At 46.4% G+C, this 15,157-nt stretch carries 12 protein-coding genes and 1 pseudogene; 6 read left to right on the top strand and 7 right to left on the bottom strand.

All coding sequences use genetic code 11. The features are described from left to right. The first annotated feature begins 7 nt into the window (after window positions 1-7). Window positions 8-2,125, top strand: a complete 2,118-nt coding sequence (locus tag I3X05_RS05050) for a methyl-accepting chemotaxis protein (RefSeq protein ID WP_337970984.1) — start codon at window positions 8-10, stop codon at window positions 2,123-2,125. A gap of 44 nt (window positions 2,126-2,169) precedes the next feature. Here the strand turns inward: I3X05_RS05050 and rsmS are convergent, their stop codons facing one another. The 4 genes from rsmS to dinG are packed head-to-tail and all read right to left on the bottom strand — an operon-like array spanning window position 2,170 to window position 5,797. Next, the gene (rsmS, locus tag I3X05_RS05055) at window positions 2,170-2,337 is read right to left on the bottom strand and encodes a pleiotropic regulatory protein RsmS (RefSeq protein ID WP_045568972.1); all 168 of its coding nucleotides are present in this window, start codon (window positions 2,335-2,337) and stop codon (window positions 2,170-2,172) included. Further along, a complete protein-coding gene (locus I3X05_RS05060; protein ID WP_193167331.1) occupies window positions 2,334-2,885 on the bottom strand; it encodes a primosomal replication protein in 552 nt (183 codons plus the stop codon). Before I3X05_RS05060 ends, rsmS begins: the two co-directional genes overlap by 4 nt. Continuing rightward, a complete protein-coding gene (locus I3X05_RS05065) occupies window positions 2,882-3,664 on the bottom strand; it encodes a sulfite exporter TauE/SafE family protein (protein WP_045568970.1) in 783 nt (260 codons plus the stop codon). The genes I3X05_RS05060 and I3X05_RS05065 overlap by 4 nt, the downstream gene beginning before the upstream one ends. A gap of 60 nt (window positions 3,665-3,724) precedes the next feature. Further along, window positions 3,725-5,797, bottom strand: a complete 2,073-nt coding sequence (dinG, locus tag I3X05_RS05070; protein WP_045568969.1) for an ATP-dependent DNA helicase DinG — start codon at window positions 5,795-5,797, stop codon at window positions 3,725-3,727. 507 nt (window positions 5,798-6,304) lie between these two features. On the opposite strand from dinG, the gene I3X05_RS05075 reads away from it, so the two are divergent. Together I3X05_RS05075 and I3X05_RS05080 are read left to right on the top strand one after the other, a co-directional pair. Next, window positions 6,305-7,318: a porin gene (locus tag I3X05_RS05075; RefSeq protein ID WP_045568968.1), complete on the top strand. Its 1,014-nt coding sequence runs from the start codon at window positions 6,305-6,307 to the stop codon at window positions 7,316-7,318. Between the two features lie 83 nt (window positions 7,319-7,401). Further along, window positions 7,402-8,046 carry a DUF2057 family protein gene (locus I3X05_RS05080; RefSeq protein WP_226972336.1) on the top strand — a complete coding sequence of 215 codons (645 nt, stop codon included), beginning with the start codon at window positions 7,402-7,404 and terminating at the stop codon, window positions 8,044-8,046. A gap of 4 nt (window positions 8,047-8,050) precedes the next feature. Here I3X05_RS05080 and I3X05_RS05085 read toward each other — a convergent pair. After that, window positions 8,051-8,599: pseudogene (locus tag I3X05_RS05085) on the bottom strand (pseudouridine synthase); the annotation flags it as partial. A gap of 452 nt (window positions 8,600-9,051) precedes the next feature. Here I3X05_RS05085 and I3X05_RS05090 point away from each other — a divergent pair. Beyond that, a complete protein-coding gene (locus I3X05_RS05090) occupies window positions 9,052-11,277 on the top strand; it encodes an NADP-dependent isocitrate dehydrogenase (RefSeq protein ID WP_045568965.1) in 2,226 nt (741 codons plus the stop codon). A 107-nt stretch (window positions 11,278-11,384) separates the two neighbouring features. Here the strand turns inward: I3X05_RS05090 and cspD are convergent, their stop codons facing one another. After that, the gene (cspD, locus tag I3X05_RS05095) at window positions 11,385-11,606 is read right to left on the bottom strand and encodes a cold shock domain-containing protein CspD (RefSeq protein WP_045568964.1); all 222 of its coding nucleotides are present in this window, start codon (window positions 11,604-11,606) and stop codon (window positions 11,385-11,387) included. A 532-nt stretch (window positions 11,607-12,138) separates the two neighbouring features. Here cspD and clpS point away from each other — a divergent pair. Together clpS and clpA are read left to right on the top strand one after the other, a co-directional pair. Continuing rightward, window positions 12,139-12,459: an ATP-dependent Clp protease adapter ClpS gene (gene clpS, locus I3X05_RS05100; protein WP_039425278.1), complete on the top strand. Its 321-nt coding sequence runs from the start codon at window positions 12,139-12,141 to the stop codon at window positions 12,457-12,459. A gap of 47 nt (window positions 12,460-12,506) precedes the next feature. Next, window positions 12,507-14,774 (top strand): ATP-dependent Clp protease ATP-binding subunit ClpA, encoded by a 2,268-nt coding sequence (gene clpA / locus I3X05_RS05105; RefSeq protein ID WP_337970985.1) that lies wholly within the window; start codon window positions 12,507-12,509, stop codon window positions 14,772-14,774. Between the two features lie 162 nt (window positions 14,775-14,936). Here the strand turns inward: clpA and infA are convergent, their stop codons facing one another. Further along, window positions 14,937-15,155, bottom strand: coding sequence for a translation initiation factor IF-1 (gene infA, locus I3X05_RS05110; RefSeq protein WP_001040192.1), 219 nt, complete (start codon window positions 15,153-15,155; stop codon window positions 14,937-14,939). Window positions 15,156-15,157: the final 2 nt, after the last annotated feature.

The raw sequence follows: 15,157 nt of genomic DNA on the forward strand, positions 1-15,157 counted from the left end.
ATGTAGTATGCGAACTCTTTCTGTGCAGTGGAAAATTACCCTGCTGTCCGGTGTCTGCTTGTTGCTCACCTCTCTCTCTTTAATCGGCCTTTCGGTCTATAACGCGATTACCAATCAGCAAGTGCTCAAAGCGCAAAGCAGTTTATCGGTGAGTGAAAAATCGGAGCAATTGGTTCAAACCCGTGCACTACTCAATGCCACCGAGGTGTCGGAATACCTCACGGAATCTCTATACCGCGCTGAGATGCTGGCGGCGAACGCCCTCTTTTATAAGACCAACACCGAAGAAAATTTTGGAGAAAGTGAAGCGCTGCGTACCGCGTTAGATGAAATGGTGCGTAAATCAGTCATCAATTTTAAAACCATGCAAGGCGCGTATTTGGTTTTCAAACCTAACATGCTTGATGGTGAAGATGCGAACTACGTCAATGCTGAGTACGTCGGTTCCAATGAAAAAGGGCAGTTTGCTCCTTATTGGAAGCTTGCCGCGAATGGTGAGAATGTGTTGGCCAATGTTCTGTCAGAGAAGGTGCTCAGCGCCGATGAAAACAGTGAGCGCTTTTTGTGTCCACTCAATTCTGATGCACCATGTATCACCTCGCCAAGAATGGAAAGCTCACAAGAAGGGAACTTCCTTACCACCTCCATTTCGGTGCCGATTCTTCTGGATGGAACATCGATTGGTTTTATGGGCATTGATGTTCGTTTAGATCCTCTGCAACAAATCGCCAATGACTCTGACGCCAGTCTGTTTGGTGGAGCAGGACGCGTGAGCATGGTAAGTTTGGATGGCACCTTGCTCGCCAGTGATGATGCCGACAAGCCAGTCGGACAGCCATTTTCCAGCCAATACGTTTCTGCCAATTTGCTCACAGATCTGCTTTATGGCGGCGAGGCACAAACAAATTGGAGCGAAGACAGCCAGTGGTTGATTGTGTTTGCGCCGTTGACGATTGCAAACCAAACGTGGGGCGTGATTTTTGAGATGCCACGATCGGCGGTATTGGCAGACGCCGTTACTTTGGATGAGATGATCAGCCAGAAAGTATCCGAAGGCATCAAGTTTGAACTGCTGGTGGGTTTATCACTGGTCATCTTAGGTTTATTGACGGTTGCATTCGCCGCTTCACGTCTCGTGCAACCGATCAAGTCGGTGGCGATGAGATTGGAAGATATCGCCTCGGGTGAGGGAGATCTCACTCAGCGTCTCGAAGTGAAAAGCGGTGATGAGATAGGCCAACTGGCCGGCAGTTTTAATGCCTTTTTAGAAAAGCTACAGCGGACGATTCGTCACATAGTGCAAACCTCTGAACAGCTAGCCGAGCAGACGCAGGGCGCAAAGCGGGCGGCGGTTGAAACACGTTCAAGCAGCGAGTCGCAATTTCGTGAAGTCGATTTAGTGGCGACAGCCGCAGAGCAAATGACGCAAACCGCAGGCTTGGTGGTGCACAATGCCGAAATCGCCGTAGACGCGGCCAATCGGGCCAGTGAATCAACCAGTAATGGTCAGCAGGTGATCGAACGCTCGGAGCAGGAGATGGGGAAACTGGTAGAGCGGATGATGAAGGCTGTGCCGGTTGTTGAGGAGCTGGCGCGCAACAATGGCAATATCACCGAAATTTTGACCGTGATTGAGGGCATCTCAGAGCAAACGAATCTACTGGCCTTGAATGCGGCGATTGAAGCGGCTAGGGCGGGAGACCAAGGGCGTGGTTTTGCGGTTGTTGCCGATGAGGTGCGCAATTTAGCCAGCCGAACTCACGACTCGGTGGGCGAGATCCGCCAAGTGATTGAGCAAGTACAAACGGGCACGACGGCGGTTGTTACGACCATTACCCAAGCCAATGAGCTGGCGCGTGAAACCTCAGTGCAAGTGAAAAATGCCGTGGTTGAACTGCAAAGCGTGTTTGAGTCGATTGCCGCGATCAACGATATGAATAGCCAAATCGTTAAAGCGGCTGAAGAGCAGCAACAAGTCTCGGCAGAAGTGAATCAAAACGTGGCCAATATCCGCGATCTCAGCGGACAAATTTTATCTCAGGCGGGGGAATCCGAGGCCGCAGGGGCATTGATGGAAGATCTTTCCCGTCAGCAGCAAAAGTTGATGTCGCAGTTTAAAGTTTAACGATCAAGCGAGGTGGAGCTTACTCTCCCTCGCGTTTATCGCTGCTAAGCCTGCTGGGTTTGCAGCTTACGCTCGATATCCTGTTGAACGATTTTCAGTGCCGCTAGAGCGATTTCCGGAGCAATTTCGTTACTTTCTAATAAGTAGATCAGGTCAACCGCCAGTTTGATCTCTTCAGGTGCCTGTTCAAGGGGGAGATTAGTATTGCTCATTCGTTGTCTTTCTCTTGGTCAGTTATCTGATTTTCAATCTTCAATATTGCGGCTTGGCAACGTGATAGACGCTGCTCCGCCACCAGTAACGCTTGCTGCGCTTGCGCTCTGCCTGGAGCTGAGGCCATAGCCAGCGCACGTTGCTTTTCCGTCACTAACTCTCGCAATCTCCGTCTCCATTCTTGATGCTGAGCTAACTCTTGGTAAAGGAGGTTGATGGGCTTACGAGAATAGCTCATCGGTGCTATTTCATCTTTGCGAGTGACAGTATCAGCAAGAAGTTCACGTGATATCGCGGCAAGTTGGGCCAGTAGTCGTTCTGAGAGAAATTGAGCTCTCTTGGAGGTTAGCATCTGTTCATTTTGCTCGCGAATCAGAGTCTCTAGCGTCGCTTCGGCTTCTTCGACACAAGGTGTGAGCAAGTGTGCACGGCAGCTAAACAGCCGTTCATCAAACAGTGGGGCGTGATGTTCGCCACGCAGACGATCAAGCTCGATAGCCTGCACGGCCATCTGTTCAAGTTTTCCTGCCACTTCCTTTAACGTCATAAGCTAACAAACCACGCGTCATAGGCGAGTTTAATTGCCAAAATGCTGACCACAGTGACAAACACCGGACGAATAAATTTTGCGCCAAAGTGAATAGCCGAGTGGGCACCAACAAACGCACCGGCCATGAGACAAACGCCCATAATCAGGCCCAACCCCCAATTAATATGACCCAGCATGGCGAAAGTCACCAAAGAGGTCAAATTGCTGGTGAAGTTCATTGCTTTGGCAAGCCCAGAGGCCAACAGAATATTGAGTCTGTAAAGCGCCATGGAGCTGACTGTCCAAAAAGCGCCTGTTCCAGGCCCCGCCACGCCATCATAAAAACCAAGTACGAATCCTTGCCCATACTGCTTCTTATTGAGCATAGGGCAGGGGGCAGGGGTTGCGCTGTTGCGGTTGGCATCAGGCGTTTTGTGCCAAATGGTATACAAGGCGGCAGCAAGAATGATCAGCGGTAGAATTTTTTCTAGCCAATCAGTACTGATGGCATCAACGACGAGGGTACCTAAAGTTGCACCCAATAGAGTCGCTATAAAGGCTCTTAGCCAACATCGCGGCTTAAAGAGACGTTTTCGATAATAAGTAAAAGCGGCCGTCGAAGAGGCGAAGGTCGCCGCCAGCTTATTGGTGCCCAGCGCTATGTGCGGCGGGAGCCCAAGAGAAAGCAGCGCCGGGACAGTAAGCATGCCGCCCCCGCCAGCCACCGCGTCAATAAATCCTGCGACAAAGGCCACCAAGGCCAGCACCGCAAGCACGGTGGGATCCAAAAATTCCATAGGGTCTTTTACTCATCTTTCTTATTTTGTTTGTCATGCAGCAAGTATGGTTACTGATCTTTATTCAATAACTCGTTTAAAAGGTGGTAGAGAATCAAGCAACGCTTTGCCATAACGCTTAGAGACGATCCGTCTATCAAGGATGGTGACTGTACCAGAATCCCGCTCTTTGCGCAGCAATCGGCCAACCGATTGAATTAACTTCTTACTCGCCTCCGGAACCGTGATCTGCATAAATGGGTTGCCGCCACGAGATTCTATGTATTCTGAATGCGCTTGTTCAACGGGTGACGTTGGCACGGCAAACGGTATCTTGGTAATCACTAGATTCGAAAGCAGCTCTCCCGGCAGATCAAGCCCTTCCGAAAAGCTGCCCGTGCCAAAAAGAATGCTGGTTTTACCTGACTCAACCAACTTTTTATGTTTTTTTAGAATCTCATTGCGTGAGCTGGAGCCTTGAACTTGCAGTGCCCAACCCTGTTTTACAAACAAGGATTCGAGATTTTCAGCCACTTGATTCATCTGCTTATAAGAAGAGAATAAAACCAGATTCGCCTGTTTGTCTTTTAAATACTTAGGCAAAATTTCGCTAAGATATTCCGTAAACTGCGGGGCTTGTGGTTCATAGCGAGTCGCTGGAACAATCAGTTCAGCTTGGTTTTGGTAATCAAATGGAGAAGCCAGTGCCAGAAATTGGGTGCCGGAGTCTGGGCTTTGATCGATGCCTGCTTGAAAACAGAAGTATTGGAATGAGTTCAGCGCTCGCATAGTGGCAGAAACCAATACCGCACCGACGCAGCGACTCCAAAGCTGCTTCTCAAGCTGCCAGCCCACTTCCAATGGGGAAACACTAACAATGAAATCGCCTTCACGATCTGGGTGGACTTCCAACCATCGCGCAAGTGGTGCACCTTTCTCACGTGTTGGCTCGGCCATGAGCTTCCAAACTTGGGCGAGATTCTCTGTCCGTTGAATATAAAAGCCGAGCTCTGCCAAGGCAGGTTCGGCCAGTTTTGCCGAAAGTTCGCCATCTTTAACTCGCTCAGCGATAAGATCGGCGATTTTGGCAACGGATTGATTGGCTTTTTGACTAAAGGTTTTAAGTTCTTTCGACTGCTCTTCCAACCAACTTGGTAAGATGCCGTGTTCAAAACGATAGATACCATCAATAAAATGGCTCGCATCAAACTGTTTGACCAGTTGGCTTAAACTCGGAATCAGGATCTGTATTGCTTGCTGAAGCTCGTTGTGAAATCGACCGACTCTTTTTTCATCCGCCAAAGAGGTCAGTTTTGTCACCGACTGGTTAAGGCGCTCTAACCATGTCGCGGCCCCCTTCAAGCTTGCGGCGGCAGAGGCATGGTCTCGTGCAACATGGGGCAAATGGTGTGCTTCGTCGAACACATAAATCGTGTTTTCAGGTTCAGGTAAAATCACTCCGCCACCGAGATCGGCATCGGCCATTACAAGGCTATGGTTGGCAATAATGACGTCGTTTTTTTCCAGCTCAGAACGGGCTTTTTGAAACGGGCACTGGCGATGGGCCGATAAACTATTGTTACAGCTATGCTTATCGCTAACGATACTTTGCCAGAGCGAATCGTCTATTGGTTTGGGCCAACTGTCTCTGTCGCCATCCCATTTCCCCTCAGCCAAGCAGCGGAACATGATCTCAAGAAGTTCAATGTCCTTTTTCTTTGGTTTACTTTCAAACATCGCCAACTGACTTCCGTTCGATCCACTGGCCGCTGCAAGTTTCTCTGCGCAGCAGTAGCGTTGGCGGCCCTTCGCTAATATGAAGGAAAAGTTCTGATCCGAAATACGCCTAAAAAGTGGTAAGTCTTTATTGATGAGTTGTTCTTGTAAGGCAACGGTGGCGGTCGAAATGACCACCTTTCGGTTATTCATCACCGCAACGGGAATAGTGGCCATCAAATATGATAACGATTTACCAATCCCCGTTCCGGCTTCCGCCACGATGATACGATTAGACTTGTGATAGCTTCCACAAAGTGTTTTTGCAATTTCTGCAACGAGGTAGTTTTGTGCCCGTCGAGGGATGAAGTTTTCCAGTTGAAATTGCAGGTTTTGATAACTAGTGCGTATGGATTTTTGTATTTTACTGGTTAGCATACTGTGACCTGTGTTCAGACCAACGGATAGTAGCACACATCTCTAATAGAGTCGCACTTCACGAAATTCGCTGCTTTTGGAGCAAATGTCGATCTTCTTCACAAAAAAAAACTGAACCTTCATAAACTTATAATTAATTTGTCTAACAAAAAATATAAATCTCCATTTCTGGTGTTTTTGTCGAATGATAGCCTGACTTTATTGTTATAGATGTTAATATTTGGTTTTTTATTCCAAATTTATTGGCTATTTCAAACGTTGGTGATACAGGGTAAAGGCTTAGAACTGCCTCGAAAAACAATCACAAAAATATGTAAAATATTGATTTTTATTGTTATTCATTTTTGTTGATGATTTTTTGTAGTGGATTTGACAGGCAGAATAATCTTTTGCAATCTAGCTTATGAAATTTACAGATGCCGACCATGGGCTTGCTTAGGTCGGCATCAATTACAAAAGGGAATCGGGCAAGGATATCCCAAACTAAGAAAAGGCAGTGGATTAATTATGAAAAAGACTCTAGTAGCACTAGCTGTTCTAGTAGCAGCAGGTTCTGTAAATGCAGCTGAAGTATTCAAGTCTGACGAAGGTTCTGTAGATTTCTACGGTCAACTACGTCAAGAACTGAAAAAGAATGACGACAACGATGCGACACTGAAATCGGGTTCTTCTCGCGCTGGTGTTAAAGTGAACTACAAGGCGTCTGACGACCTTAGTGTTCTTGGCCTGATTGAGTTCAATATCAACGACACTGCTGCATTCACAACTCGTAAGCACACAGTCGGCCTAAGTGGTGATTTTGGTACAGTAACGGTTGGTAAAGACAGCATCCTGACTGATGATGTGTGGGGCGTTGAAAACTCATACTTCTACGGTGGTACCAGTGTTCTGCCAGAAGCGGATGGTTTCGGCGTAAACTGGCTACAACAAGCAATGGTTAAATACGTTCTTGAAGCTGAAGCTGGTTGGTTGAAAGCAGCGTACTCTTACGACAACGGTGATGCTAACCCAACTACATTTGAAGTCTTTGCAGGAACAACGTTTGATGCTATCTCTGTATACGGTGGTTTAGGCTTAATTACTGACAAAACTACTTCAACTACCGGCTATAGCACTACAATCGATCCTAAGACAGGTATGGGTACTGCTATCAAATCTACTAAAGACAGCGAAATCAAGCATGTAATGCTGACTGTTTCCTATGCTGCGGACAAGTTTGATGTTGGTGCAACTTACTGGCACGCAGAGAATGAAAACAAAAAAGCGAACTACACGCTGAAGACTGACTCTCTAGTTGTTGCTGGTTCATACATGGCCGCTGATAAGACCAAACTTTACGGTGGTTATGAGTTTGTTGGTGACTACCAAGCAGCAGATAAAGACTTCACCAACCTATACGCTGGTGTTGAGTACAAACTGTCTGGTTGGGCTCGTGTGTATGCAGAGCTCGCACTGCAAGATGATGACAACAAAGCAGATAAAGAAAACAACTACGGTATCGGCGCTCGCGTATACTGGTAAGATTGTTTAGTTAGTTTAGTGAAAGCCCAGTGTATACTGGGCTTTTTGTTTTGGAGGTTTGAATGTTTTATCGGTCATTCGCAATGCTAGTAGCATTAGTTTCGTTTAATTGTTTTAGTAGCGTGCAGCTCCGTGTTCCTGATAGTGTTGATTTGCTTTCTGTTAATATGAGCGAACCAACAACTGAAGGGGGGCTTTTTTCCAGTTTCAAAACTATACAGCTAGAAAATGGTATCAACCAAATTGTATTCCAGTATAAACCCTCCTACGACGTGAAAGACGAAGTACGCAAGGTGTATAGTGACGTTATCATTGCTTCGTTTAGTGCCGAAAATGAAACGTTAACATTGTCAGTGCCAAAGTTTAGGAGCTACAAGCTTGCAAAAGAGAGCATCTCTCCATTGCAATGGGAATTGCTAAATAGTCATGATCAGGTTGTTTCTGTGGCAGAAGATGTACTCCAGTCGGATGGGATTCAATTGGGTCGAGATTATTCCGAGGAGGCTAAGAACTACAACATCGCTGGGGGGATAGCCAGTGTTGCTGTTACGTATGTGACGGCAAACCAGCATCAGCAGTCAGTCGTTAACCCCAAGCTAGTGAATAAACAACAAGCGGTAACGCAGAATGGTACAGACAGTACAGTGCTGGATATTATGAAAGCCACGTATCAAAAAGCATCACCGAAAGATCAAGAAGCTTTCAAAAAGTGGCTATTAGCACAGTAGTCTCTTAACTCTTGGATAGTTCAGTCCACTCTCCAGGCTGTAATTCACCCAGTGTCATCTCACCGATTGAGTAACGAATTAGACGCAGTGTCGGAAAGCCAATATGTGCCGTCATGCGTCTGACTTGTCGGTTGCGTCCTTCGATGATGGTAATCGCCAGCCAAGTGGTAGGAATCGAGGCTCGAAAGCGCACAGGGGGATGTCTTTCCCACAACTGAGGCTCTTGCATAATCTCTACTTTGGCGGGTAAGGTCATCCCATCTTTAAGTTCAATGCCTTGGCGAAGAGGTTCGAGTTGTTCCTCTGTCGGAGCGCCTTCTACTTGTACCCAATAGGTTTTCGGCGATTTCGATTGCGGTTGAGTTAACTTGGCTTGTAAGATCCCATCGTTAGTGAGAACCATCAGCCCTTCACTGTCCCTGTCAAGTCGACCCGCGGCATACACCTCTTTAATCGGGATGTAGTCAGCGAGCGTTTTTCTTCCGTCTCCGTCGGTAAATTGACTCAGAGTGTCAAAAGGCTTGTTAAACAAAATCACTTTGCGTTCGGTAGTTTTTAGTGCGCCTTGAGTCTTTTTACCCGAACGACGCTGTTTCAATGAATCAACTGCCATGCCTTTCTTGGAGTGTTTAAATCGCGATTCTGCCCGTTCACCCTTAGAGTGAGATGAATGACGACTTGAACGGAATGACATGTTAACCACCTTGCAAAAATGTAAATGAACTGTGTGTATAAGTTCCAACTTATCCTGAAATCAGCTATGATTTGCGCGCCTTAGACTAGCAAAAGCGTCAGAATGATAGACTAATTCGCGCGATTTGTTTAATTATAAACGTGCACTCATGGATTTAGAGCGACAAACTCAAATGAGCATTTTCGAAAAGAACAATAGAGTGCCAAACGGCGATTTGTACTTGGGGAGATACTGATACTCAGTTTAGTGCAAAGCGCGTCAATTCCACACGCCATGGCTCACTGTGGCGTACCGAAATATAGGGAAATTTCATGCCTACAGAAAAACCTACAATCGTCTATACCATTACCGATGAAGCACCAGCACTAGCAACCTATTCTCTGTTGCCTATCATCCAGTCGTTTACCGCATCGTCGGGTATTAATGTTGAAACCCGAGACATCTCTTTGGCTGGACGCATCATTGCAAACTTCCCTGAGCATTTAAAAGCCGAGCAGCAAATCGGCGATGCACTGACAGAGCTAGGCGAACTGGCACAAACAGCAGAAGCAAACATCATCAAGCTGCCCAATATTTCTGCTTCGATTCCTCAACTGAAAGCTGCGATTAAAGAGTTGCAGGACAAGGGTTATGATCTGCCAAATTACCCTGAAGAGCCAAGCACATACGAAGAAGAAGCGATTAAAGCAACCTACGATAAAATCAAAGGTAGTGCTGTAAACCCAGTGCTTCGTGAGGGGAACTCCGATCGCCGTGCACCACTTTCGGTGAAGAACTACGCGAAAAAGAATCCACATTCAATGGGCGCATGGTCATCTGACTCAAAATCGCACGTTTCCAGCATGGACGAAAAAGATTTCTTCGGCACTGAAAAGTCGGTCACGGTGAATGGTGCAACCAAAGTAAAAATTGAGTTTGTTGGCCAAGATGGCAACAGCAAAGTGTTGAAAAAAGAGTTCGCACTGCAAGATAAAGAGATCATCGACAGTGCCGTACTGAGCAAAAATGCCCTAGTAACTTTTTTTGAAAGAGAGATCGCTGAGGCAAAAGCGCAAGATGTGCTCCTTTCGCTGCACATGAAAGCCACCATGATGAAGGTCTCCGACCCGGTTATTTTCGGCCATGCAGTGAAGGTGTACTACAAAGAGGTTTTCGATAAGTACGGAGAACTGTTTGCTCAGCTCGGTGTGGATGTGAACAACGGTTTAGGTGATGTTTACGCTAAGATCGCCTCTTTACCGAATGCGCAGAAAGAAGAGATTGAAGCTGCTATCGCAGCCGTTTACGAGAAACAACCTGCACTGGCTATGGTTGATTCGGATCGTGGCATTACCAACCTTCATGTACCAAGCGACGTCATTGTGGACGCTTCAATGCCAGCGATGCTGCGTGCTTCAGGGCAAATGTGGGGACCAGACGGCAAACAAAAAGATACTAAAGCGATGATCCCAGATCGTTGTTACGCTGGCGTATACCAAGCAGTCATTGATTTCTGTAAGCAGAATGGTGCGTTTGATCCTACGACAATGGGCAGTGTACCTAACGTCGGTTTGATGGCGCAGAAAGCGGAAGAATACGGCTCACACGACAAGACCTTTATTCTCGATGCAGCGGGTGTAGTACGTGTGGTTAACGAACAAGGTGTTGTGCTTCTTGAACAAGAGGTTGAGCAAGGCGATATCTTCCGTATGTGCCAAGTTAAAGACGCACCTATCCAAGATTGGGTGAAGTTAGCGGTCACACGTGCTCGCGCGACAGGCGTTCCAGCGGTCTTTTGGCTTGATCAAGCGCGTGCTCACGATGCAGAACTTATCAAGAAAGTGACTACCTACTTGGCAGAGCATGATACTCAAGGTTTGGAAATTAAGATCTTGTCGCCAGTAGAAGCTTGTCAGTTTTCGTTACTAAGAATGAAGGCGGGTCAAGATACCATCTCAGTCACGGGTAACGTGCTACGTGACTATCTAACGGACTTGTTCCCAATTCTAGAACTAGGTACTTCGGCGAAAATGCTCTCAATCGTCCCATTGATGAATGGTGGTGGCTTGTTTGAGACGGGCGCTGGCGGCTCAGCACCAAAACATGTGCAGCAAGTGCAAAAAGAGAACCACTTACGCTGGGATTCTTTGGGTGAGTTCCTCGCGCTGGCAGCATCGCTTGAGCATTTGAGTGTGGTCACTGGCAACAAAAAAGCACAAATTCTCGCCGATGCGTTAGACAAAGCGACGGGTGAGTTCCTTGATACCAACAAGTCGCCATCGCGCAAAGTGGGTGAACTTGATAACCGTGGCAGTCACTATTATCTTGCCGCTTATTGGGCGAAAGCACTCGCACAGCAAACGGCAGACGTTGAGTTAGCGACTGAATTCGCTCCGATTGCCAAGGTGTTAGCTGAGAAAGAAGAGCAAATAGTTTCTGAGTTAAATAGCGCGCAAGGTGTTCCAGGTGATTTAGGTGGTTACTATCTGTTTGATGAGAGTAAAACGTCGGCTCTAATGCGCCCTAGCCAAACGTTCAATAGTGTGATTGGTTGTTGAAGCATGACCTGTAGCCAATAAACTAAAAACCCGCTCAAATGAATGAGCGGGTTTTCTAATATTGGTCGAGCACTTAGAGAACCAGCAGTGCTGCAATAGCAAGTAAATTACTTGCTAGCGAGCGCCTCTAACGGTACGACGCTGCTTGCGTGGCACCCTTTAGGGCCTTTTTCTAACTCATATGCGACTTGTTGGCCTGCTTTCAGAGTACGATAACCGTCCATCTGAATAGTGGAGTAATGGGCAAAAATATCACCATCCTCTTCATCTGAACAAATAAACCCAAATCCTTTGGCGTTATTGAACCACTTTACTGTACCTGTAGCCATGCTATACATCCCTCATGCATTTTTGTTACTGATGTTGTTAAACCAATCTAAGCCCACTAAAGACAGATGGCTTATTTAGCGTTAACGCTAAATGTAAAAAATAATGGTGAATTTTTTCAAACTGATGTTGCAGGATTTGCGTTTTGCGAAACCAAACACAAAGTGAAGAAAAAATCACCACCACTCGACAATGTAGTCAATGATTGGCTCTAGTCAATAGTAAAAACGTATAAATAACAACAGAATTGCAAACAGGTCACCTTTATGGTTAACATTTTTGCAAATGTCTCGTGTTCAAAAACCGAGCAAAAACCGTATTTTGTGTTGACGGTTGCTTTTTTTATCATCAAACAGCTTGAGCTATCACGCCTCTCTTCTTCTTTTTATTTGCAGCGGTTCCAGAGGTGCATTAGTCTCTAAATAAGGAATACGAATTCGCACATCCTGACTTGCTACAACCGACTTGCAGCTTATGATAGAGTGTTTCAGGTGTCTGATTTCTTATAAAAGTTCCCAACGTTGTGTTTAGGTCATGAGTAAAAATTTTGAATGGGTCACTCCAGACTCAGATCTTCTGGAGTTAGAAAAAACCAAAATCCAACCACCAAAAATGTATAACGTGGTGTTAAATAACGATGATTACACGCCGATGGATTTCGTTATTGAGGTACTTGAGCGATTCTTTTCGCATGATCTGGATAAAGCGACGCAAATCATGCTCAAGGTCCATTATGAAGGAAAAGCAATTTGTGGCACGTATAGTGCAGAGATCGCTGAGACGAAAGTTGCGCAGGTTACGATGTACTCAAGGGAAAATGAGCATCCGCTTCTGTGCACCATGGAGCAAGCATAACAATAAGACTTGCTCGAGCAACCAAGTTGTTCTTACGGGAGGTACTTATGCTGAATAAAGAACTGGAGTCGAGCCTAAATGGCGCTTTTGCTCGTGCTCGTAACAAACGACATGAGTTCATGACTGTTGAACACCTCCTGCTGGCATTGCTAGAGAACGATGCTGCTAAGGAAGCCCTTATTGCTTGTAAAGCGGATCTAGACGCTTTACGCCATGAACTCGATATATTTATCGACCAAACTACACCCCTTATCCCTGAGAGCGATGAAACTCGCGAAACTCAACCTACTCTCAGTTTTCAACGGGTTTTGCAACGTGCCGTCTTCCATGTTCAATCATCAGGAAGAAGTGAAGTCACTGGGGCGAATGTGCTTGTCGCCATTTTTAGTGAGCAAGAGTCTCATGCCGCTTACTTGTTGAAGAAAAATTACATCTCTCGTCTGGATATTGTTAACTTTATATCCCATGGCATTACAAAAGCCACAGGGGCTAGTGATGATTCATCTTCGGATTCCTTTCACTCAGATAGCACGGAAGAAACTGGCTCCGATGAACGTCTCGAGAGTTTTGCCACCAATCTGAATCAGGTAGCGAAAGAAGGAAATATTGATCCACTGATTGGCCGAGATAAAGAGTTGGAACGAACCATTCAGGTGTTGTGCCGTCGTCGCAAGAATAATCCTTTGTTGGTTGGTGAAGCAGGGGTTGGTAAAACGGCCATTGCGGAAGGACTCGCTTGGCGAATCGTTGAAGGCACGGTGCCAGAAGTGATTCAAAACAGCGTGATTTATTCGTTGGATATTGGCTCCTTGCTAGCGGGCACCAAATATCGTGGTGATTTTGAAAAACGCTTCAAAACTATTTTAAAACAGCTTGAGCGTGAGAAAGACGCTATTCTGTTTATCGATGAAATACATACTATTATTGGCGCAGGTGCCGCTTCTGGTGGTCAGGTCGATGCGGCGAACTTAATTAAACCCTTGTTAAGTAGTGGAAAATTACGCTGTATTGGTTCGACAACTTACCAAGAATACAACAATATTTTTGAGAAAGAGCGTGCGCTTTCGCGTCGCTTCCAGAAGATTGATGTTGTTGAGCCATCGCTCGATGACACGACCAAGATCTTGATGGGCTTGAAAGCGAAATACGAAGCGCACCATGATGTTCGTTATACCAACAAAGCACTTCGAGCAGCGGTGGAATTGTCTGCCAAATACATCAACGAACGCCATTTGCCAGATAAAGCGATTGACGTGATCGACGAAGCTGGCGCGAGAAGTCGTTTAACACCAGCCAGCCGCCGTAAAAAGACGGTCGGTGTGGCCGATATCGAAGCCATGGTGGCGAAAATGGCTCGCATCCCCGAAAAGTCGGTCTCCTCATCGGATAAAGACATCCTAAAAAATCTGGATGATAAGATGAAGATGCTCGTGTTTGGTCAAGATGCTGCCATTGACGTGCTATGTGAAGCGATCAAACTGACTCGTGCAGGTCTCGGTGCCGATCACAAGCCAGTCGGCTCTTTCTTGTTCGCAGGCCCCACTGGTGTCGGTAAAACCGAAGTGACCGTACAGCTATCGAAACTTTTAGGGATCGAGCTGCTGCGTTTTGACATGTCAGAGTATGGTGAACGCCACTCAGTCAGTCGCCTAATCGGCGCGCCTCCGGGTTATGTAGGCTACGATCAGGGCGGCTTGTTAACGGATGCTGTGCTGAAACATCCTCACTCAGTGGTGTTGCTGGATGAGATTGAAAAAGCGCATCCAGATATCTTCAACTTGCTGCTGCAAGTCATGGATAACGGTACGCTGACGGACAACAATGGACGTAAAGCCGATTTTCGCAATGTCATCTTGGTCATGACGACAAACGCAGGTGTGGCTGAGACTGAGAAGAAGTCTATCGGTCTTATTCAACAGGATCATAGCCCTGATGCGATGTCGGAGATTAAGAAAGTCTTCACACCCGAATTTCGTAACCGTCTCGATAATATCATCTGGTTCAATAGCTTGGATGAAGCGATTATCCATCAGGTGGTCGACAAGTTCATCGTTGAGCTGCAGGTACAACTTGATGCACGCGGTGTCTCTTTGGAAGTCTCTGAAGATGCTCGTCATTGGCTGGCTAATAAAGGCTATGACAAAGCGATGGGGGCTCGCCCGATGGGACGGGTGATTCAAGACAAGCTGAAAAAGCCGCTGGCAAACGAGCTACTGTTTGGCTCGCTGATCGATGGTGGTACAGTGAAAGTAACGCTTGAGTCCGATGAACTTCAATTCGAGTACTTAACCACGCGAGAAGAAGCAGTTCATTAAGCGAAAGAGTAAGTTAACCAAGCAGGCTCCGGCATGCTTTTTCTTTGTTGTGGAATGTTGAAGAAGCGTTCACTACTGTGCATTAGACAAACAAACTGTGCATTAGATAAACAAAAAGCGGAGCTTCTGGCTCCGCTTTTTGTTTGTATCCGATAATCGTGATTAACGGGCACGGAAGACGATGCGGCCTTTGGATAGGTCGTATGGAGTCATCTCTACAGTTACTTTGTCACCCGTAAGGATACGGATGTAGTTCTTACGCATCTTGCCGGAAATGTGCGCAGTAACAACGTGGCCGTTTTCTAGCTCAACACGAAACATAGTGTTAGGTAGAGTATCAAGGACGGTACCCTGCATCTCAATTACGTCTTCTTTAGCCATTT

Origin of the sequence: Vibrio navarrensis (genome assembly GCF_015767675.1) — a bacterium.
Lineage (GTDB): Bacteria > Pseudomonadota > Gammaproteobacteria > Enterobacterales > Vibrionaceae > Vibrio.